The following is a 22,894-nucleotide window of genomic DNA, read 5'->3' as shown; positions in this document are numbered from 1 at the left end:
CTATGAAACTATTACTGTCCTTGCTTTTATGGATTAATTTTGCAGGTACTCCGGATTTGGCCAGCGTTAGAAAAATGTACTCTGACGTGACAAAGTCAGAATCGAATGCTAAAGAATTTTCACAAAAACTTGCCGCTGTTTCTAACAACGATGATACCATTTTGGTGGCCTACAAAGCGGCCTCTATTTTATTGGATTCAAAATATGAAGATCGGTTAAAAAATAAAATGGCCCGTTTTAAAGAAGGTGCCAAATTATTGGAAGCCACTATAAAAAACGATCCGAATAATATTGAAATGCGAATGATTCGACTGAGCATTCAGGAGAACGTTCCCGGAATTACCGGTTATAAAAAAAACATTAAAGAAGACAAAAAATACCTCACGGACCACTACGCTGAGCAAAATGCCACTTTAAAAGAATACCTAAAAAACTTTATTTTACAATCAAAGAGTTTCTCCGAAAAAGAGAGACAATTTGTAAAGTAAATTAAGGAACAAAGTCCCCATGAAACCTACTTTACCACAACAGAAATTGTTAAGTTCGACTCACTTTTGTGTTATTGTTCCAACGTACAATAATCATAAAACGCTGAGAAGAGTTCTCGATTCTGTTTTAGATTTCACTTCAAATATCATTATTGTTAATGATGGTTCGACTGATGAAACTTCTGAAATCCTGAAACAATATTCGCAATGCACTCAAATTCATCATCCTGAAAATCTGGGGAAAGGAAGAGCTTTAAGAAATGGTTTCAGAAAAGCAATCGAGTTGAATTTTGAGTATGCGATTACTATTGATTCAGACGGACAGCATTTTGCTTCAGATATTCCGAATTTTATTGCTGAGATTCAAAACGAACCCAATTCGTTATTGATAGGAAGCCGCAATATGACACAGGAAAACGTGCCTAAGAAAAGTAGTTTTGGAAATAAATTTTCTAATTTCTGGTTTAAATTTGAAACTGGAATTAAACTTGACGATACCCAATCAGGTTACAGACTCTACCCTTTGCGGCTTATTCCGAAACGTTTTTATACCAATAAATTTGAATTCGAAATTGAAGTAATCGTTCGCTCTGCCTGGAAAGGTATTGTCGTTAAAAACATTCCTATTCAGATTTTGTACGATCCCGCTGAACGTGTTTCACACTTTCGTCCGTTTAAAGACTTTACGCGAATCAGTATCTTAAATACCATTTTGGTCCTTAATGCCTTGCTGTATATCAAACCGAGAGATTTTTTTAGAAGAGCAAAAAAAAAAGGTTTTAAAAGATTCTTCCTTGAAGATATTTTAGAGAGCAGCGATTCTAATTTCAAGAAATCGGCGGCAATTGCTTTGGGCATTTTTATCGGAATTTCTCCTTTTTGGGGGTTCCAAACCATCCTACTTTTAACTTTTGCTACCTTATTTAAGCTTAACAAAGTGATTGCTTTTTTAGCTTCAAATGTGAGTTTTCCGCCTTTCATTCCTTTTGTTATTTACGGATCTTTAAAAATGGGAAGTTACTTTGTTTCAAACGATGTTATGCAAACTGCAAATGGTTCGGTTACACTTGATGATATTCAAAAAAATGCAACACAATATATCGTGGGAAGTCTTATTTTAGCATCCGTTTTAGCGCTCTCAATTGGTTTTATAAGTTATTTACTTTTAACCGCTTTTAGCACTAAAAACAAAACAAAGATTACGTAACGTTTTGACACAGATTGAAAAGGTTTTCATTGTTTTTTTGCCACGAATTTCACAAATTTTCACGAATTAATTTTTAATAAATTGCGGAAACGTAACGAAAAAATGCCACAGATTAAAAGGATTAAATTGATTTTCAATCTATGTCAAGTTACCACTACTTGAACGAAAGTAAACTAGTAAAGCAATTTCACAAGTTTGTACAAATTAATTCGTGAAAATTTGTGAAATTCGTCGCAAACTGGTAACAGCATTTATAATCCTTTTAATCTGTGGCGAAAAAAAGCTATAGCCCAAAAATAATATTAAATACTTATGCATCACTATTTCTACGCCATTCATTTATTTGTAAACCGACGAAAAACTTTATCGGTTGCTTTGGCCATTTTGATGCTCTTCGCTTTTGGTTTTTTTGCCTCTCAAATTAAATTTGAAGAGGACATCACCAAACTGATTCCGACCAACGATAAAGCCGATGCCACGGCAAAAGTGCTCAAGCAGCTTAATTTTGCCGATAAAATTACCGTTATTTTCAAACTCGATAAAAACGGAACCGAAGAAGATTTAAAAGAAATGGCAACTGCTTTTTCAGACAGTGTTGCCCAATCCTGTAAACCTTATGTAACCAGTATTCAGGGGAAAATTGATGAAGAAAATATTCAGGAGACCATTGATTTTGTCTACAACAATCTGCCTCTTTTTCTGGAAAAAAAAGATTATGAAGTCCTCCAAAATAAACTTCAAAAAGACAGTATTGCGGCGACAGTTCAGGGCAATTATAAGTCAATTATCTCTCCGTCCGGATTTATTACAAAAGATTTTATTCTACAAGATCCGCTGGGCATTTCTTTTATCGCTTTAAAAAAATTACAACAATTAAATATTGGCGACGATTTTACACTTGACAATGGTTTTGTCATGACCAAAGACAAAAAGAAACTGCTTCTTTTTATCACCTCAAATCTTCCTTCGAGTGAAACCGAACAGAATACCATTTTTGCCGAAAAACTAAAATCCATTCAGGATAACCTGAATCAAAAATTTAAAACCAAAACTTCAATCCGTTATTTTGGCTCGGCGCTTATTGCCGTGGCAAATGCTGATCAAATCAAAAGCGATATCATTCTGACCACTTCGATCGCAATGTTTACCTTGATGTTGATTTTGATTTTATTTTATCGAAAAGTACTTATTCCTTTAATTATTTTTCTTCCCACACTTTTTGGAGCCTTGTTTGCCGTAGCCTTTTTGTATTTTGTGAAAGAACATATTTCGGCCATTTCACTCGGAATTGGTTCTATTTTGTTGGGAATCACCATTGATTATTCGATTCATATCCTTACCCATTACAAACACAACAGCGATGTAAAAACACTGTACAAAGACATTACCATGCCGGTAATTATGAGCAGTTCAACCACGGCCGTTGCTTTTTTATGTCTGCTTTTTGTAAAATCTGATGCTTTAAATGATTTAGGTATTTTTGCTGCCGTCATTGTAATGGCCTCCGCATTTTTCTCTCTTTTAATTGTTCCTCATCTTTACAAACCAAAAGAAAACAATTTTGAACACAAAAAAAATGTGATCGATAAACTCGCTCATTTTTCCTTTCACAACAACAAATTTCTAATCGGTTTTTGTATTTTAATTACCATTGTTTGTTGTTTTACGTATAAAAATGTAGGATTCAATAACGATTTGTCGCAATTGAATTTTATTCCGAAGGAAATAAAAGCTGCTGAAAAAGACCTGGAAGAAAGCACAAATCTTACCTCAAAAACCATTTATGTGGCCTCTTACGGAAATAGTATGGAAGAGGTTTTGCAAAACAACTCTGCCCTATTTACCGATTTATCAAAAGAAAAACAAAACGCCAAAATATTGAATTTTAGTTCTGTTGGGGGCATCATGCTTTCCCGACAGGAACAACAGCAAAAAATCGATCAGTGGAATTCGTTTTGGGACGCCAACAAAAAACAGCTTTTACAAACCGGACTAATTGCTGAAGGTTTAAAACTTGGATTTAAACCCACAACCTATACTGCCTTTTTTGATCATTTAAACTTTGACTTCAAACCCATTTCGGCACAAGAATACCTGAAAATACAGCCTCTACAACTAAAAGAGTTTGTAACCGAAAAAAACGGTTTCTTCACGATTTCTACTCTGGTAAAAGTAAGTCCAGAGCAAAGAGACGCTTTTGTAAAATTGGCCACAGCTAAAAAAAACCTGATTGCAATTGATCGCCAGCAAATGAACGAAACGTTTTTCAGCACTTTAAAAACCGATTTTAACTCTCTGGTAAATTATTCGTTTATAGCTGTAATTCTGATTCTGTTTTTCTTTTTCCGTAGACTGGAATTAGTTATTGTAAGCTGCATTCCGATTGCTTTAACCGGAGTTGTTACAGCCGGAATTATGGGCGTTTTCGGAATTCAAATGAATATCTTTAGCATGATCGTTTGTACACTGATTTTTGGTCATGGTGTCGATTTCAGTATTTTTATGACCAGTGCCCTTCAAAAAGAATATACGACAGGGAAGAATGAAATTGCCATTTACCGGACTTCTATCATTCTTGCAGTCATCACCACTATTTTAGGAATCGGTGCCATGATTTTTGCACAGCATCCGGCTTTGAGATCTATCTCATCTGTATCTTTAATCGGGGTTTTTGCGGCACTTATTATTACGTTTATTTTCTACCCGATTCTTTTTAAACTATTCATTTCAAACCGTTCCAAAAAAGGAAACCCTCCATTTGTCCTGCGCACTTTTATTCACGGTGTAATTTCCTTTTTCTACTACGGTCTGGGCGGAATTGTGATGTCGCTTTTTAGCATCACCATCATGCCGATTCTTCCGATAAAAGAGAAAACAAAAATGAAGGCATTCCGTTACGTGATCTCAAAATTCATGAAATCGGTATTGTATTCCAATCCGTTTCTTCGCAAAAAGGTCATTAATACATTTGGTGAAACCTTTGAAAAACCGGCCATTATCATTGCCAACCATTCTTCATTTATTGACATTCTGGCGATGGGAATGCTTAGCCCTAAAATTATCTTTTTGGTAAGCGACTGGGTGTACAACTCTCCTATTTTTGGCGGTACTGTTCGAAAAGCAGGTTTTTATCCGGTTTCGGAAGGAATCGAAGGCGGAGTTGAACATTTGCGTCAAAAAATAAACGAAGGTTATTCGCTCATGATTTTTCCTGAAGGAACACGTTCTGAAAGCAATCTGGTCAAGCGTTTTCACAAAGGTGCATTTTATCTGGCAGAAGAATTCAATCTGGATATTATTCCTGTGGTCATTCACGGAGCTTCAGAAGCGATTCCAAAAGGTGATTTCGTCATCCATAACAGCCAACTTACGGTTTCAATTTTAGAAAGAATTGCTCCTAATGATCTTTCTTTTGGAAAAAATTATGCCGAGAGAACCAAACAAATGAGTGCTTTTTTTAAAGAAGAGTACCGCAAAATTCGTCAACAGTTAGAAGGTCCTGACTATTTCAAAAAAATGCTTCTGCACAGTTACGATTACAAGGAAATTGAAATTATCAACAGTGTCAAAAACGATTTAAAAAACAATCTGGAAACCTACTACAGTTTAAACAATCATCTTTCGGCGAATGCCAAAATACTGCATTTATCTAATGATTATGGACAATTAGATGTGTTGCTAACCTTGCAGGAACCCCAGCGAAAAATAACTTCCTTTAACAATGATGAAGAAAAGCGAGCGGTTTCTAAGACCAACTATTTTTTAAAGAAAAGAAAAATAATTTATCCGGATCAATTAGAAGCTGTACTTGAAAATCAATACGATGTTCTTTTGATTTCTGACGAAAATTATAACAATGATCTTGAAAAAATCATTTCAAAATTTTCTTCCATAATTTTAATATATTGCCTGCATTATAAAACAAAATTAATGGCCTCCAGCTTTGAAATTGTCTCAGAAGAAAAAGGAATTACGATAGTAAAGAAAAAATTAGCATGAAAGAGCAATACGATGTTGTAATTGTTGGCAGCGGACTTGGCGGATTAGTCTCTTCGATTATTCTCGCCAAAGAAGGTTATAGCGTTTGTGTACTCGAAAAAAACAATCAGTATGGTGGAAATCTCCAGACTTTTGTGCGCGATAAAACCATTTTTGATACCGGAATTCACTATATCGGAGGTTTAGGTGAAGGACAAAATCTTTACAAATATTTTAAGTATTTGGGAATTATGGATCATCTAAATCTTAAGAAATTAGACGATAACGGTTTTGATATCATTTCTTTTGAAGACGATCAAAATGAATATCCTCATGCACAGGGTTATGCCAATTTTACCGCTCAACTCCTACAATTTTTTCCCGAGGAAAAAGCCAATATCGAGGAATACTGCAAAAGAATAAAAGCAATTTGCGAATCTTTTCCGCTCTACAATTTAGAATGGGAAGGTAAATACGACAATGAAATTTTAGGTTTAAACGCCAAACAAACGATTGAAGAATGCACCCAAAATGAAAAGCTAAAAGCGGTTCTGGCCGGTTCTAACTTTTTGTATGCCGGAATTGCCGATAAATCACCGTTTTATGTTCATGCACTTTCTGTAAACTCCTACATACAAAGTTCCTGGCGGTGCATTAATGGTGGAAGTCAGATTACGAAACAACTTTTAAAGCAGCTCAAAAAATACGGTGGCGAATTTTACAAATACAAAGAAGTTACCCGTTTTAATGTCGAAGACAAAAAAGTAACTTCGGTAGACATGAAAGACGGAACCTGTGTTTCCGGTTCTTATTTTATTTCCAACATTGAACCCAAAACGACCTTGAAAATGACTGGTGAAGAACACTTCCGAAAATCATTTTACAGTCGGATTCAAAGTCTTGAAGGTGTCATATCTGCTTTTAGTCTGTATATCGTTTTTAAACCGGAAACTTTCAAATACATCAATCACAATCACTATCATTTTAAGAAAAGCTGCGAAGTCTGGAGCTCTCATGATTATGACGATACTTCCTGGCCAAAAGCTTTTATGGCTTCCATGAATGTCTCAAAAAAGCAGGAAGAATGGGCCGAAGGAATGACTTTTATTACTTATATGAAATACGATGATGTACTTCCTTGGAGCGATACTTTTAATACTACCGTTGAAGAAAATGACCGCGGAGAAAGTTATGAAGAATTTAAATCCAGAAAGACAGCGAAATTTTTAGAAGAGATCGAACTGAAATTTCCGGGTATCAAAGACTGTATTCAATCGATTCATACCTCGACACCTCTTTCCTATAGGGATTATATTGGAGGTGACAGCGGTAATATGTACGGATATGTTAAAGATTCCAATAATCCGATGAAAACGCTAATTCCGTCAAAAACCAAACTGAATAATTTATATCTTACAGGCCAAAGTATTAACATGCACGGTGTTTTGGGAGTCACCATTGGCGCTGTGGTAACCTGCTCTGAAATTGTTGGAAAAGAATATTTAGTAACCAAAATCAATCAGGCTTCTGAATAAAAAGCTATGAAAAACCGAATTATACTCTTTTTCATTATCGGTTTTTTAACGATGTTAGCATCTTGCGGAACATCAAAATCCATGCGTCACCAACCTGATCTTACTCATTATAATGCAACAAAACCTAACGTAAACAAAATATCTGACAGCGTTTTTGTTTCCGGAAAAAATTCACTTTTAAAAAACAAACAAGGCCTCTGGGAATTGTATGCCGAAGGTGATCCTCTGGAAATAGGACTCAATACCGGTGCTTTGTCAGATTCTCTTTTAAAAAAGCAGGAGCATATTTTTTTCTCTAAAATACAGGATATTGTTCCTTCAAAATTTCAGCAAAAACTCCTTCGCCATTTTCTCAAATGGTACAATCGAAAACTATATTTAAATGTCCCTGACGAATATCAAACCGAGATTTTTGGCGTTTCACAATATACCTCACGTAATTTTGATAATATAGCACCGCAGTACCAACGCAGTTTATACCTGCATGCCGCACACGATATTGGTCATGCGTTGCAGGATCTGGCTTTGGTAGGCTGTTCCTCTTTTGCTGCCTGGGGAGAGAAGTCGGAAGACGGAAACTTAATCCTGGGACGCAACTTTGATTTTTATGTCAATGATGCTTTCGCAGAAAACAAAATCGTAGCGTTTATCAATCCAAAAGAAGGCCACAAATTTATGATGATTACCTGGCCCGGAATGATTGGTGCTGTTTCCGGAATGAATGAAAAAGGATTAACCGTTACCATTAATGCCGGAAAATCTAAAATTCCGCTCATTGCCAAAACACCCATTTCGATTCTTACCCGCGAAATATTACAGCATGCCAAAAATATAAACGAAGCAATTATCATTGCCAAAAAAAGAGCCGTTTTTGTATCAGAATCCATAATGGTGGGAAGTGCCGAGGATAACAGAGCCGTTTTAATTGAAGTCACACCCAAAAAAATGGACGTTTACGACGTTCCAAACAGTGATCAATTGCTCTGCTCCAATCATTTTCAGGGAGAGGACTTAAAAAACGAGAAACACAACCAATTCCAGATTGCCAATAGTCATTCCGCATATCGTCTCGAAAAAATGAAGGAGCTTTTTTCTGAAAACCCTAAAATCAATCCCAAAATTGCATCCGATATACTGCGCAATAAAAAAGGTATAAACAACATTAGTCTGGGATATGGAAATGAAAAAGCATTAAACCAGTTGATGGCCCATCACGGTGTTATCTTTAAACCTGCAACAAAACAGGTTTGGGTATCGGCAAATCCTTATCAATTGGGCGAATTTGTCTGCTATAATCTGGATACCGTTTTTAAAGAAAGAAAAACAGACTCAATTGTTTCATTTCAGCAAATAAATTTAGACATTCCGAAAGATCCTTTTTTAGAAACCATTTCCTATAAAAATTACAGGAAATTTAGAACCGAAGAGCACAAGATCGACTTGTATCTGAAAAACAAAGAAACGATAAACCCCGAGTTTATCCGCAATTACCAATCGCTAAACCCTGATTATTGGGTTGTGTATTACAAAGCAGGGTTGTACTTTTATCAAAAAAAAGAGTACAGGCTTTCTCAGTCCAATTTTGAAAAAGCTTTAACCAAAGAAATTACAACTGTTCCTGACAAAACAGCGATTGAAAAATATTTAAAAAAAATCAAAAGAAAATTACAATGATTCCATTAATAGAAAGAAATTCTTTAGAAGAAATTAAAATTTTTCAAGAGCAAAAATTAGCGGAACTATTACACTATATCAGTCAAAATTCTCCTTTTTACAAACGTCTTTTTGCCGGACAAAATATTGATCTCTCGAAGATTAAAACACTTGAAGATTTACAGCATTTACCCGTAACGACAAAAGAGGATTTACAAGAATACAACGATGATTTTTTATGTGTACCGCAGCATCAAATTATTGATTATGCCTCTACTTCCGGAACTTTAGGCGACCCTGTTACTTTTGGTTTAACCGATTCTGATCTCGATCGTCTGGCTTATAACGAAGCCATTTCGTTTGCCTGTGCCGGAATTGCCGAAGGTGATGTCGTACAGCTTATGACTACAATTGACCGAAAGTTTATGGCTGGTCTGGCTTATTTTCTGGGATTGCGAAAACTAAAAGTAGGTGTCATTCGGGTTGGTGCCGGAATTCCGGAACTGCAATGGGATTCTATTTTAAAATACAAACCGTCTTACCTGATTACTGTTCCTTCCTTCTTACTAAAATTAATTGAATATGCCGAAGCACATGGTATTGACTACAACAACTCCAGCATAAAAGGAGCAATTTGTATTGGAGAATCTTTACGAAATCAGGATTTTTCCATGAATACTTTGTCTAACAAAATCACTGAAAAGTGGAATATTAAGTTGTTCTCGACTTATGCTTCCACAGAAATGAGTACTGCTTTTACCGAATGTGAACACGGCGTTGGTGGTCATCACCATCCCGAACTGATCATTGTTGAAGTCTTAGATGAAAATAATATTCCTGTAAAAGAAGGTGAAATTGGCGAATTGACTTTTACCACCTTAGGTATTGAAGCCATGCCTTTACTGCGTTTCAAAACCGGAGACATTGTACAACTCCACAACGGCCCTTGTGCCTGCGGAAGAAATACGTTGCGTGTTGGTCCTGTAGTGGGCCGCAAAAAACAAATGATCAAATACAAGGGCACAACACTTTACCCGCCAGCGATGAATGATGTTTTGAGTGGTTTTGATAATATCGAGAACCATATTATCGAAATCTCTACCAACGATTTAGGAACCGATGAAATCCTGATAAAAATAGCTGTAAAAAATCAAAGTCCGGAATTTTTACAGGAAATAAAAGATCACTTCAGAGCCAAATTAAGAGTAACACCAAAGATTGAATTCGCTGCAAAAGAAGCTTTGAATCCCTTAGTTTTTAATCCGATGAGCCGAAAACCTATTCGTTTTTTTGATTACAGAGTTACTGTTTAAAGTTGCTAAGGTACTGAGGTACTGAGATTCTAAGGTTCTAAGTTTTTCTTTTACTATTAAATAAGAATGAAAACTCAGAACCTTAGCATCTTAGAGACTTAGAGTCTTTTAAATTGAACTAAATGTTGTAATTTTGCAAAAAATATTGAAGATGGTCAAGATTGGCAACATAGAATTACCCGAATTTCCTTTATTACTCGCACCGATGGAAGATGTGAGCGATCCGCCGTTTCGCAGATTGTGCAAAACGCATGGCGCTGACTTAATGTATTCTGAATTTATTTCGTCGGAAGGATTAATTCGTGATGCTATCAAAAGTCGAATGAAGCTGGATATTTTTGATTACGAACGTCCGGTTGGAATTCAGATTTTTGGGGGTGATGAAGAGGCAATGGCACTTTCGTCTAAAATTGTTTCTACTGTTAAACCTGATTTGGTTGATATTAACTTTGGATGTCCGGTAAAAAAAGTAGTTTGTAAAGGTGCCGGAGCTGGAGTTTTGAAAGATGTAGATTTGATGGTACGTTTAACAAAAGCGGTTATCAGAAGTACTGATTTACCTGTGACTGTAAAAACACGTTTGGGTTGGGATGAAAGCTCCATCAACATTGATGAAGTTGCCGAAAGACTTCAGGATATAGGTGTTCAGGCTTTAACAATTCACGCCAGAACCCGTGCACAGATGTACAAAGGCCACGCCGATTGGTCGCACATTGCACGTGTAAAAAACAACCCGAGAATCACCATGCCTATTTTTGGAAATGGAGACATCGACAGTCCTGAAAAAGCCTTAAAATATAAAAATGAATATGGTATCGACGGAATCATGATTGGCCGTGCCGCGATTGGTTATCCGTGGATTTTTAACGAAATAAAGCACTATTTTAATACCGGTGAGCACTTACCTGCTCCAACCGTTATTGATCGCGTTGAAGCCGCCAGAAACCATTTAATGTGGTCAATGGAATGGAAAGGGGAACGTTTAGGAATTGTAGAAATGCGCCGTCATTACACCAATTATTTCAAAGGAATCCATTCGTTTAAAGAATACAAACAAAAACTGGTTACCACAGATGAACCTGAAAATCTTTTCGCCATTATGAAAGAAATCGAACAGGTTTATGCCGGGTATGAGTTCGTTTAAATAATAAATTAATTTCTCACAAAGATCCAGATAAAAAAGAAAGACCTTCAAAATTGAAGGTCTTTCTTTTTTATAGTCATTTTTGTAATTGATAATCTTAAAAATATGATGTCCGAAAAAACTATAAAATAGAATCTTTATAAAAAGAAATTTTCGCGAAAATGATTTTGTTGCTGTTTTTAATAACCTTTTAAAATTGAGGATTATGGCGTAAGAATTAGTTAATTTTGAAAACCATGGTTTAGTTGAGTTAAATACAATATACATCTCAGAAATTGAAAACAATCTTACATTATTTGTTCCTTGTCCGTTTTAGAAAATTAGTTTCTAAAGATGATAACTTAGCTATTTGTTTAATAATATTATTTCACTTTGCCGTTGCATTTTTATTTTATAAGAACTATAATTCCTTAAATAAATATATTTTTATTCCTTTTCTTGAAATTGTAATATATCATATCCAGAGATCTGATATCGAGCTTTTAAGACTTAAAAAAAACTACAAAACAATACTTTTTATAGAATATTTAATTTGCTTCTTTCCTTTTTATTTAGTTTTACTCTTTAAAAAAGAGCTCGCGTTTATTATGGGTATTCTATTGTTCCAGATCTTTTTAATAAACCTGCCAAAGATAAATCTAAAGGTAATTTCATATCCATTTCATACCTTTAATATATTCTGGCATGTTACTTTTAGAAAATTTAAACTTATTTATACCATTCCATTATCCATTGCTTTAACTTTTATATCGATAAAATACAATAATGAAAATCTTATTTTTTTTGTGTTTCTTATTCTGATCGTAATCTCCTCTGTTTCTTCTTTTGAACGGGAAAGGACAGAAGAAATAAAGCGAAATCCTTTTGATTCTGAAAGATATTTACTTTATCAATTTAAAAATTCACTTATTAATACCTTTTATATAATATGTCCCGTTATTGTAATTGTTTGTTGTTTTTTACAATGGGATAAGTTGCTATTTGTTCCTATTATTTTTATTGTACCACTAGTAAATATTGTATTAAAATATAATTACTTTAGTAATGATTATCTCCATCAAATTGTATTTACTGCTTTTATTACTTTAACTATTTTACTCTACGGTCTTCCTTTACTATTAATTCCTTTCCTGTATAGAAAAGCAATTAAAAACATTAATAAACTAAAAATATGCTAGAAATTAATATTTCCAAAAAAAAGTATTCCGACAAAACTATATTAGAAAATATTAATATCTGCATTAAGGAAAATGGAATTTATGGCATTATTGGTAAAAATGGTCATGGGAAAACTACATTTTTTAAATGCATCTTGGGTTTAACTAAATATAACGGGAATTGTTCTATTAACAATAATAGTGTTCTTTTACAAAATACGGGTTGGGTTCCGACGGAACCTCCTATATATGACGAACTCACTGCTAAAGAGTTTTATAACTTTTATACTCATTTGTTAGATATAAAAGAAGTAGCTAATAAGCCATTATTTGAAGTTTCTGAAAATCAACTTATAAAAGAGTTCTCTACCGGAATGAAGAAAAAAGTGTATTTAAATGCAGTTTTTCAAAAAGAATATAGTTTCTATATACTGGACGAACCGTTTAACGGGCTTGATCTGGAATCTAATTTTTTACTTATGAATTATATTAGACAGCTTTCTAAAACAAGCATCGTTTTTATTTCGTCACATATTTTAGAAATTCTTTACAAAGATTGTCGTAAAATCTTTTTGGTAAAAAACATGAAGATTGAAGAATTTGAAAAAAATCAATTTGAAAAAATTGAAGAAACCTTACTTTTTAAATAGATCCAAAACAATAGATATTGAGGAGACTGAAACTTTAACAAAGATCCGGATAAAAAGAAAGACCTTCAAATTTGAAGATCTTTCTCTATTTAATAAAAACTGTTTTACTTTACTGCTTCTAATATTTTATCTGCAATTTCGGCTTGCCCTTTTTCAGTAGTCATATAATTTCTGTCATTTACATTTGACAAGTATCCCAAATCTAAACTAACTGACGGGCAATTCACATTTTTCAAAATATAAAAAGGAGCTTCTTTAACTATTCCTTCTGAAAAGTAATTAGCGGCTACTTTTTCAAGTAAATTTTCCGCGTATGCTTTAGATTGATCGTGAAATTTTGCATTTGAAGAAATGTAGGCTTCTATCCCATTCTTACTAAAATTTGGTGAAGAAGCGAGGTGCAGTGAAATCACTAAACTTGGATTTATGTTGTTGATCATTGAAACTCTTTCTTTTAATTCCATGTCATGATCTCCTTCGCGCAATAAAACAATCTCCAGGTTCTCATTGTTATTCTGAGCTTTAATTTTTCTCGCAATTTTCTCTACAATACTCTTCTCCTGAACATCATTTAAGGTTGCTCCAAAATCATTTCCTCCATGACCGGCATCAATTACGATAATCTTTTTGCCAACAGGTTTAAAAGCAAAAATAATACCTAATCCTAAAATTCCTAAAAAGGTTAAAACCTTAATTTGATTTCTCATAATGTTAGTTATTGGTTACCGGTATTTTAACGTTTTTTTTTAAGAAATATTATACAAACTAAACCTGAATACGTTTCCATTTCCCTCTTTTATAAAAGAAAATTGCCGCTAGCGTAATGGCCGTTTCGGCAACCGGAATTGCTATAAAAACACCTTTTGGCCCCATATTAAAATGTTTGGCTAATGCATAGGCTAACGGAATCTGGAACAACCAAAACCCAAAGAAATTAATTCCTGTTGGTGTCCATGTATCTCCTGCCCCATTAAAGGTATTGGTCAAAACCATCCCTATTCCGTAGAAGACAAATCCGATACTCATGATTTGCAATGCTTCGACCGCAACGCTTTTAACCAATTCATCATTCGTAAAAAACGAGATAATATACTCCCCAAAACATAATGTAACGATCATAATCGTTGCCATAAAAACTACATTATATTTTGCTGTGGTAAATACTGATTTTTCCGCACGATCGACTCGTTTGGCTCCCAGATTTTGCCCCACCAAAGTTGCGGCGGCATTACTTAGTCCCCAGGCCGGAAGAATAAAAAACATCATTATTCTAAGAGCTGTCTGATAACCTGCCGATCCGTGATCGCCTCCCGTGGTAGCCACCAACTGCGCCAGAAAAATCCAACTGCAGGAAGCTATAACAAATTGTAATACTCCCGGAGCTGCAATTTTAACTAAAGCTTTTATTTGTGTGAAATCGGGAATTAAATAAGAACCTTTAATTTTTAAGACTCCATTCCCATAAAACAAATGATAAATTTGATACACAACTCCAAGACTTCTTCCTGTTGTTGTAGCAATTGCGGCACCAACTAAGCCAAACGCAGGAATTGCTGCGAAGCCATTAATTAGTATCGGGCATAAAATAATATTACAAATATTGGCAATCCAAAGACTTTTCATTGCAATGGCCGCATTTCCCGCACCACGAAAAATTCCATTAATTAGGAATAAAAAGGTAATACTTAAACTGGAACCAATCATAATTTGAGTGTACCTAAAACCATGTTCAGCTGCATCTGCAGATGCTCCCATTAGAAGAAGAATATCTTTTGCATAGATAATTCCGAAAATGCTCAGAAAAATACTCAGCACAAATGCAATAAATAACGCCTGCATACCTGCTTTTGCAGCGGCAACAGGATCTTTTTCCCCAATTCGCCTTGCCACAACAGCGGTTGCTGCCATACTTAACCCAATGTCAATAGAATATACAATTGTCAAAACCGACTCGGTTAATCCAACCGTTTGGATGGCAAAACTACTATGCTCCAAATGTCCGACAAAATATAGGTCAACCAGCGCAAAAACAGATTCCATCATCATTTCCAAAACCATCGGAATGGCTAATAGAATGACTGCTTTTTTTATGCTTCCTGCTGTATAGTCAAAAGACTCGTCTCCTGTGAGTGCTTGTTTTAAAGTAGTATAAATTTTAGAAAATAGATTTTTCTGTATAGTAGCTTCTGTCATGATATATTAAGATAAATGATAAAATTTGTTCAGATGTAGTAATCTGAACTCAAAAAATAAACGTAAGTATCCTAATTATTCCAAAAATAAAATAGGACTAGGCAGAAACAATCATATGCTGTAAATTTTTAAGACGATAAATATAAGTAATATTTTCCTGGTAGAAATACTAATCTAAAAGCTTTTTACTTACCCGGCTGCTCGCAATTAAAGAAGCTACAAAACCAAATGATACAATGGTTCCCATAACAATAAGTACATTATCTAAAGTAAAAACTACCGGATATGCCAAAGTGGGTGTCAGCATAATCAGGTTGTATTCCTGTTGAAGCAGGACCAAAATAATTCCCAGAACAAGACCAATTACACCTCCAAAAACACTCAATAACGTTCCCTGAAGCAGGAATATTTTTCGCAAACTGTTAATTTCTGTTCCCAGATTATAAAGTGTTTTTAAATTCGCTTTCTTCTCTAAAATCATCATGATTAAAGCTCCAACTAAATTAAAAAGAGCCACGATGATCACCAGTGTAAAAATCAGGTAAACCACAATATTTTCGGTATTGAGCATCTTGTACAAAGACTCGTTTAGCTGTGCTCTGTTTCTTATCGTTATTTTATTTTTGAATATCTTTTCAAGCTGAGATCTGATTGCGCTTTCATTGGCATTTTCTTTCAGATTGAATTCTATTCCCGAAACTTGATTTGATTTGTACATCAGTAATTCCTGGGCCAGACTTAAATCAGCAAAAACATATTTTGAATCTAAATCTTCGCTTATGGAATAAATTGCGACCGGTAAAACGTCTGTTTTATTAAATGCTTCTTCCGGATTTTCAATTGCTCCTTTTCCTGGTTTAGGCGCAAATATTTGCAAAGGATTTTCGAAATCAAGAATTCCTAACGAAAAATCACGGGCAATTCCATAACCAATAACCACCTGATAAGTATCTGGTTTCAACCATTCTCCATTAAAAAGTTTTTTCCTGATGTCGTTAACAACGACATAATTTTTGTCAACACCTTTTAGATAAGTTACTAGCTGTTTGTCTTTAAACAAAAACAAAACTCGCTCTTCAATTATCTTACTGTACGACGCAATGCCCTCAATATTTTTAAGCTGAGCTTCCTGATCCGGTGTTATCAAAAATGATTTCCCATAGGTACTGCTTATTTTTAAATCAGGATCTATTTCGTTTGTAAACGAAAGACTGAAAACTTTTAGTCCGCTAAAAACGGACAAAACCACAAACAAAGCCATCGTTCCAACAATAATTCCCATGCTGGCAATACGATTGATGATATTGATAGCATTGTTTTTACTTCTGCTAAAAATATAACGTTTGGCTATGTAAAGAGGGAAATTCAATTTATGATTTTCTTCTTTTTTCTAAAAGATCACGATTTTCAATTGGGTTTTCACGATTTGATAACGCATTATCAATCTTTTCGATGTAATCTAAAGAGTCATCAATAAAAAATACCAGATTTGGTACACGACGCAATTGCAAACGCACACGTTGTGATAAATCATGCTTGATTAAAGTTGTATTTGACTTTATACCTTCTAAAGTTTCTTTGGCTTTATCCTGAGGAAAAATGCTTAAATAAACTGTCGCCACAGATAAATCTGAAGTAACACTAACTTTGGATACTGAAATTACTAAATTAGTGATTCCGTTTTTTCGCACTTCACCTTGCAAAATATCAACCAAATCTTTTTGGATGACACCGCCTATTTTTTTCTGTCTGTTTGTTTCCATACTGCAAAAATACTATTTTTAAATTTCAATCGATACAATTTCAAATGAACAATAGGATGATTTTTCTATTCCGGTTCACTTTCTTTCAAAAACGGCTCTTCTTCTAAAGAAAATTCAACAAATATTCTCTCTCCTTCAATATTTCAAGTCATTTTAAAACATGATAAAGGTCATTTGTTTTATCTGAATTATTTTACAATTTTAATAAAAATACAACAACACTTTATATTATGAAAAAGAGAGAACCTATCAGTCATATTATGACTAAAAGCGTCATTACTGCAAATGAAAATGACGGACTTAGAAAAATAGTTGAACTTATAAAACAGCATACTGTCCGCCATATTCCAATTTTGAGAGGCAAAGAAGTAATTGGTATTATAAGCCGCACGGATATTAACCGTTTAACTTTTGGCGCACTCTTCGAAGGACAGGAAGAAGCAGACGAAGCTATTTTAGACATGCTTACTATTCCTCAGATTATGACTTCAAAACCGAAAACAGTTTCATCAGATCTCTGTATTCGGGATTTGGCTCAAATTTTTGTTGTCGAAGAATTTCATGCACTGCCCGTTGTAGATAATGGAAAGCTTACGGGAATTGTAACTACAACAGATGTTATGAAATATTTACTTGAACAATACGATTAACTTCACATAAAAAATCCTTTTCACCATTGTACTTCTGGTGAAAAGGATTTTTTTAAAGTCTGAATCAACTTTATTATTCTATAGTTTTCCGAACCTTTTAACCGTTACATTTAAAACCGGCAAGCGATTACTATTATCTGTTTTGCAGCCATCCTTCCGGATTATTATTGGATGTATTTTGAAGAATTAAGAACTTAATGATTGTTTTTCCGGTATCTCCACTGGTTCTTACTTTTCCAATGCTTTGTTTTACATTTACTTTATCGCCTTTCTCTACAAAAACCTGACTAAGATTTTGATAAACCGTAAAGTAATCTCCATGCTGAATCATAACAGCTCTATTGATTGGAGATAAAACAATTACACTCGATACGACTCCTTCGAATACAGCACGGGCACTGGCTCCTTGTTCTGTAGTAATCTCAACTCCTGAATTGTGTACCGTTAATGATGGATAAAGGGGATGCGGCTGATCACCATATCCCAGTGAAATAAATCCTTTTTCTACCGGCCAAGGTAATTTTCCTCTGTTTGCTTTAAAATCGGCCGCCAAAATTTTTCCTTCCGGAGTCAATGCAATTTTAGACGATGAAACTGGAGTTTTAGACGCTGTCGAACCCGGGTTTTCTTTTGCTCTTTCCAGAGCCGCTTTTCTGTTGGCTTCGGCAATTGCCTCACGAATCAAACGATCAATTTGTCTGTCAATTCTTTTAGCTTCCTGCTGTTTACTTCTGGTATCAGCAATAATTTTGTTTTTGTCCTTTTTAATCGAATTAACTAATTTTTGCTGCTCTTTCTTTTCTGTTTCTAAGCTTTGTTTTTCTTTTTCATTTTCAGCAATAATTTTCTTCTTTACAATGCGCTGACCATTCAGTCTCGCATTATAATCTTCCAGTTGTGCTGTTTTCGATTGAATTTCCAATCCCTGATTTTTTCTGAAATTGGTATATTGTTTTAAATATTGTGCTCTTTTATAAGCTTGTAGAAAACTCTCTGAAGATAAAATAAACATGGCTCTACTTTGCTCCGATCGGCTTTTGTATGATTTAAGTATCATTTTAGAGTAGTCCGCTTTTAACACTTCAAGTTCTTTTTTGAGTTTATTAACCTTAACCTGATTAATATACATATCATTACTCAAAAGTTTTTCCTGCTTAGCCGTAGTATTAATCAGCTTCTCTTTCAATTTTATTTTATTCGCCTGAATTAAAAAAACATTTACTGCCGATTTTTCTTTTTTCTTTACCGACTGCAACATTTTTTCATTATCTCTAATTTCCTGTTGAATTTGAGCTTTACGCTGTTCCAGTTTTTCTTGTTGCGAATCTTGCGCCCACATAAAAGTAGTGGCACATATAAAAATTAGGCTTAGGAGAAATTTTGGCATGTTTATATTTTCTTTTTGCAAATTTACTTAATTATAACTTTCTTATAACCGCTTGGCACACTGTAAGGGAAAGAAAGTTCTTCGTTAAATGAAATAGTATTGTAATTCAAACTAATATTTGTTTTTCCTTTTGGCTGAATCGCACTGATTTCAACACTTGTTGGTAGTGTTCCCTGATTGAAAACTTTACTATCAGAATAAGAAATCTGTAACATTCTGTTTTCTTCAGGCTGTGAAATTTCTTCTTTTTGCAACAGGTATTTTTCAGCATCCAAATAGAATGTCTTTTTCAATTTAGAATCTTTTTCATCCTCTAAGCGAAAAAGGTTGTCTACAATGGTCTGTGCATATTTTCCTTTTCTCAAATCATCTAAGGCTTCACCAACTAATAAATTCTGAACTTTACTGTAATCCAGTTCTGTCCCCAGCCATTTGCTTAAACTTGTAAAATCGCCTTCGTAATAGGTGCTGTTTATTTTCTCATAATAGCTTACTGCTGTTGGGGTAATCAAAGCTTTTGCCATGGTAATCCCCAGAAAACGAACACTTACTAGAATTTGTTTGTCTTTTTCAATTTTAATCTCAGCCGTAACGTTTTGACTTTGTTTCTCGTCAACGTATCGCGCTCCGGCTTTTATGTACAGCGTTGAAAAATCTAACTTATTGTTATAATGATTCTCTATTACTTTTTTTTCTTCTTTTGGAGTAACTTCTTTTACTTCGCTATTATTGTTCTGCACTGCAACCGCCTTTGATTTACAAGAAATCATAAAGATCGACAATAATGCTATCGCTATATACTTTTTCATCTGCATCTATTCTTTTACTTTTTTTTCTTTAATAATTCATTTGCCTTCAAAAAGTATTCCTCTTTTTTCTTAGCATCTCCTAAACCATTGTAAGCCTCTCCTAACTGAATATTAAAATTTGCTTCAAGTGTTTTGTCCTCTACCACATAATCAAGCCCCATTTCTAAAACGGTTTTTGCATTTTTAAATTGCTTTAACTGATTATTTCCTAAACCAGCATAATAGTAAAATTGCGGCTGACTTGGATAAACCTCAATCATATTCATTGCCCGTTTGGTCATCGGCTCAAACTGTTTGGTCTGCGTATATGCTTCAAGTAAAAGCAAATTAGTTTCACGATCAGTATCTGAATTCGCTTTTAAATCTTTTAGGTAATATTTAATCGCATTTTCAAACTGACCTTTGCTGTGATAAAATTTTCCAATTTCTTTCGCCACATCAACATTCGAATCATTATCAAAATAAGAAATCGCTTTCTCTAATTCCGGCGCATATTGCGGGTTCTTGTTTGCGTAGATCAAAAACTCATTTAACGTACGGTGTTTTATTTTAAAATCAATTTTTGAACTTGCCAAAATTACATTCATAGCTTTAATAGCCTTGTCAGCCTGGTTCGCATCTAAGTAAACTTTAAACAAACTTACCTGCGCCCATTCTGACGTTGGAATTTCCTTAGCCAGCTGTTTCGCAACATTCAACGCCTTATCTGTTTCTTCTGCTTTTGAATATAAAAAAATCAGATTTACATAATTTGATTCCTCTTTGGGATGTTGTTTTATCTGATCAATTAAGTTATCAATTTCTGCATTTTGATATTTCCCCTGAGATAAAATCTGCATTTTGTATCGGTCACGATCTTCTGATTTTCCAAACTTATCATTCATTTCATTGATCGCCACCAATGCTTTATCAAATTGATTGGTAATCATATACAACGAGATCAGATCGTCTTTGTACTCTTCATCAAAAGCAATAATTCTCTGAATCGTTTCAATCGCTAAAGGATAATTTTTGGTTTCATAACTTACGTCATAGATTCCCAACCAATACCATTTATTTTTTGGATCCAGCTGAGTTGCTTTTTCAAATGAATCCTGTGCACTTCGATAATCTTTTAAAGACAGATAGTTTTTCCCGAGTTCAAAATAGGCGACCGCATCATTAGGTTTTAACTTAATACATTTCTGTAATGAGGTAATCGCTTTATCATAATTTTCGATTCCTTTTTGTTTTAATGATTCATAAAAAGCATCCTGATACTCGTCGGTTGCCATAGCAATATCTTCCGGTTCTGTCTGAGCCATAATCGAAATTGGGTTGCCAAGCAAAACGAAAAATAAAATTGCGATAACTCCTTTTTGTATCATTTTTAAAATTTATTTTTTAAACAAAAACGAATCTATTCCAACTCATACTCTATTCTAAAACCGAATAATCTCCAATACTTACGCTGGTAAACTTACCATCATAAACAACATGGTTACCAATCATTGCATTGTCAAGATGAGCATTTTTTATTTGAGAATAAGTTTGTACCAAACTATTGCTGATTGAACTGTCTACAACGTGGCAGCCTTTACCAATAGATACATTTGGACCAACTGTTGCATTTTTCAACACTACATTTTCGCCAATGTAACACGGTGGAATGATGGTAGAATTTTCCAGTTTCACATCATAATCAACTAAATGTTCACCGTCATTGTGCAAAAACCCTAACATTCTTGAATTGGTTTCAACGGTAACATCTTTATTTCCGCAATCCATCCATTCATCAACACTACCGGTTTTAAAAACTTTACCGTTTGCCATCATTGCTTTGATTCCATCGTTGATCTGATATTCTCCACCATTTTGGATGTTATTATCCAAAACTCCCTGAAGTTCTTTTTTCAAATCACCCACTTCTTTAAAATAGTAGATTCCAATAACCGCTAAATCACTAACGAATTCTTTTGGTTTTTCTACTAATTCTGTAATTTCATTATTGGCATTTAATTTTACTACACCAAATGCTTCCGGCTGGTCTACTTGTTTTACCCAAATAACCGCATCTGCAGCAGGATCTAATTCAAAGTCAGCTCTTATCAAAGTATCTGCGTAAGCAATTACTGCCGGACCTGATAATGATTCTTTGGCACACATAATCGCGTGTCCAGTTCCTAAAGGTAAATCCTGACGGTAGATTGAAGCTTTAGCGCCTAAACTTCCTGCCAGTTCTTCTAAACTTGCTACAAGATCATCTCCAAAAAAAGCAGGGTCTCCTAAAATAAAAGCAACCTCTTCGATAGGCTCTTTTAATATTTTAGCAATGTCTTCCACCAATCGGTGCACGATAGATTTACCTGCAACAGGAATTAATGGTTTTGGAACTGTTAAAGTATGTGGTCTAAGTCTTGATCCACGACCCGCCATTGGAACGATTATTTTCATTTTTTTATTGAAAGATTAAAAAATTGAAAAAATTAAAAGATTTGCTGTTTTTTAAATTTTTCAATTATTAAATTATTAAATTTCTATTTTACTCCTGTACTACCAAATCCGCCTTCTCCTCTTGACGTTTCTGAAAGCTCTTCAACTTCAATCCACTCTGCTCTTTCGTGTTTTGCAATTATAAGTTGTGCTATACGTTCCCCATTTTCAATTACAAATTCTTCATTTGATAAATTTACTAAAATTACGCCTATTTCACCTCTATAATCTGCATCAACGGTTCCGGGCGAGTTTAAAACGGTTACGCCTTTTTTCGCAGCCAATCCACTTCTTGGTCGCACTTGTGCTTCATAACCAATAGGAAGCTCAATAAAAAGTCCGGTTTTTACAATGGTTCTTTCTAAAGGTTTTAACGTAATAACTTCCGTTAAATTGGCACGCAAATCCATTCCAGCCGAAGCAATAGTTTCATAGTTGGGTAAAGCGTGCTGTGATTTATTGATAATTTGTATTTTCATTTTTATTATAAAAGGT

The 22,894-nt window shown here is 34.4% G+C and carries 18 protein-coding genes; 9 read left to right on the top strand and 9 right to left on the bottom strand.

Annotated elements, in window-relative coordinates; all coding sequences use genetic code 11:
* Positions 1–2: 2 nt before the first annotated feature.
* From AC3IS6_RS05495 to AC3IS6_RS05460, 8 genes are all read left to right on the top strand, one after another.
* Positions 3–488, top strand: a complete 486-nt coding sequence (locus AC3IS6_RS05495) for a hypothetical protein (protein ID WP_489164015.1) — start codon at positions 3–5, stop codon at positions 486–488.
* A gap of 19 nt (positions 489–507) precedes the next feature.
* Positions 508–1,695 carry a DUF2062 domain-containing protein gene (locus tag AC3IS6_RS05490; protein ID WP_489164014.1) on the top strand — a complete coding sequence of 396 codons (1,188 nt, stop codon included), beginning with the start codon at positions 508–510 and terminating at the stop codon, positions 1,693–1,695.
* A 312-nt stretch (positions 1,696–2,007) separates the two neighbouring features.
* A complete protein-coding gene (locus AC3IS6_RS05485) occupies positions 2,008–5,694 on the top strand; it encodes a 1-acyl-sn-glycerol-3-phosphate acyltransferase (RefSeq protein WP_489164013.1) in 3,687 nt (1,228 codons plus the stop codon).
* Positions 5,691–7,208 carry a phytoene desaturase family protein gene (locus AC3IS6_RS05480; RefSeq protein ID WP_489164012.1) on the top strand — a complete coding sequence of 506 codons (1,518 nt, stop codon included), beginning with the start codon at positions 5,691–5,693 and terminating at the stop codon, positions 7,206–7,208. Before AC3IS6_RS05485 ends, AC3IS6_RS05480 begins: the two co-directional genes overlap by 4 nt.
* A gap of 6 nt (positions 7,209–7,214) precedes the next feature.
* Positions 7,215–8,882: a C45 family autoproteolytic acyltransferase/hydrolase gene (locus tag AC3IS6_RS05475; protein ID WP_489164011.1), complete on the top strand. Its 1,668-nt coding sequence runs from the start codon at positions 7,215–7,217 to the stop codon at positions 8,880–8,882.
* Positions 8,879–10,174, top strand: coding sequence for a flexirubin biosynthesis putative acyl-CoA ligase FlxY (gene flxY, locus AC3IS6_RS05470; protein ID WP_489164010.1), 1,296 nt, complete (start codon positions 8,879–8,881; stop codon positions 10,172–10,174). Before AC3IS6_RS05475 ends, flxY begins: the two co-directional genes overlap by 4 nt.
* A 151-nt stretch (positions 10,175–10,325) precedes the next feature.
* Positions 10,326–11,318, top strand: a complete 993-nt coding sequence (gene dusB, locus AC3IS6_RS05465) for a tRNA dihydrouridine synthase DusB (RefSeq protein ID WP_264525861.1) — start codon at positions 10,326–10,328, stop codon at positions 11,316–11,318.
* 1,171 nt (positions 11,319–12,489) lie between these two features.
* Complete coding sequence (locus AC3IS6_RS05460; RefSeq protein ID WP_489164009.1) at positions 12,490–13,125, top strand: ATP-binding cassette domain-containing protein; 636 nt, start codon at positions 12,490–12,492, stop codon at positions 13,123–13,125.
* Positions 13,126–13,229: 104 nt separating this feature from the next.
* Here the strand turns inward: AC3IS6_RS05460 and AC3IS6_RS05455 are convergent, their stop codons facing one another.
* From AC3IS6_RS05455 to rbfA, 4 genes are all read right to left on the bottom strand, one after another.
* Complete coding sequence (locus AC3IS6_RS05455; RefSeq protein ID WP_489164008.1) at positions 13,230–13,832, bottom strand: N-acetylmuramoyl-L-alanine amidase family protein; 603 nt, start codon at positions 13,830–13,832, stop codon at positions 13,230–13,232.
* Between the two features lie 58 nt (positions 13,833–13,890).
* Positions 13,891–15,318, bottom strand: a complete 1,428-nt coding sequence (locus AC3IS6_RS05450) for an MATE family efflux transporter (protein ID WP_489164007.1) — start codon at positions 15,316–15,318, stop codon at positions 13,891–13,893.
* A gap of 169 nt (positions 15,319–15,487) precedes the next feature.
* A complete protein-coding gene (locus AC3IS6_RS05445; protein WP_489164006.1) occupies positions 15,488–16,687 on the bottom strand; it encodes an ABC transporter permease in 1,200 nt (399 codons plus the stop codon).
* A gap of 1 nt (position 16,688) precedes the next feature.
* A complete protein-coding gene (gene rbfA, locus AC3IS6_RS05440; RefSeq protein ID WP_264525857.1) occupies positions 16,689–17,081 on the bottom strand; it encodes a 30S ribosome-binding factor RbfA in 393 nt (130 codons plus the stop codon).
* Positions 17,082–17,311: 230 nt separating this feature from the next.
* On the opposite strand from rbfA, the gene AC3IS6_RS05435 reads away from it, so the two are divergent.
* Complete coding sequence (locus AC3IS6_RS05435; protein WP_263362316.1) at positions 17,312–17,731, top strand: CBS domain-containing protein; 420 nt, start codon at positions 17,312–17,314, stop codon at positions 17,729–17,731.
* A 133-nt stretch (positions 17,732–17,864) separates the two neighbouring features.
* Here the strand turns inward: AC3IS6_RS05435 and AC3IS6_RS05430 are convergent, their stop codons facing one another.
* The 5 genes from AC3IS6_RS05430 to dut form a co-directional block, all read right to left on the bottom strand.
* Positions 17,865–19,118 carry a murein hydrolase activator EnvC family protein gene (locus tag AC3IS6_RS05430; RefSeq protein ID WP_173968116.1) on the bottom strand — a complete coding sequence of 418 codons (1,254 nt, stop codon included), beginning with the start codon at positions 19,116–19,118 and terminating at the stop codon, positions 17,865–17,867.
* Positions 19,119–19,141: 23 nt separating this feature from the next.
* Positions 19,142–19,927 carry a lipoprotein insertase outer membrane protein LolB1 gene (lolB1, locus tag AC3IS6_RS05425; RefSeq protein WP_489164005.1) on the bottom strand — a complete coding sequence of 262 codons (786 nt, stop codon included), beginning with the start codon at positions 19,925–19,927 and terminating at the stop codon, positions 19,142–19,144.
* Positions 19,928–19,941: 14 nt separating this feature from the next.
* Complete coding sequence (locus AC3IS6_RS05420; protein WP_489164004.1) at positions 19,942–21,294, bottom strand: tetratricopeptide repeat protein; 1,353 nt, start codon at positions 21,292–21,294, stop codon at positions 19,942–19,944.
* Between the two features lie 49 nt (positions 21,295–21,343).
* A complete protein-coding gene (locus AC3IS6_RS05415; RefSeq protein WP_489164003.1) occupies positions 21,344–22,360 on the bottom strand; it encodes a sugar phosphate nucleotidyltransferase in 1,017 nt (338 codons plus the stop codon).
* An 83-nt stretch (positions 22,361–22,443) separates the two neighbouring features.
* Positions 22,444–22,878, bottom strand: a complete 435-nt coding sequence (gene dut, locus AC3IS6_RS05410; RefSeq protein ID WP_173968120.1) for a dUTP diphosphatase — start codon at positions 22,876–22,878, stop codon at positions 22,444–22,446.
* Positions 22,879–22,894 lie beyond the last annotated feature (16 nt).

This window comes from Flavobacterium sp. KH_035 (assembly GCF_057839565.1).
This window is presented reverse-complemented; position numbering and strand designations above follow the sequence as displayed.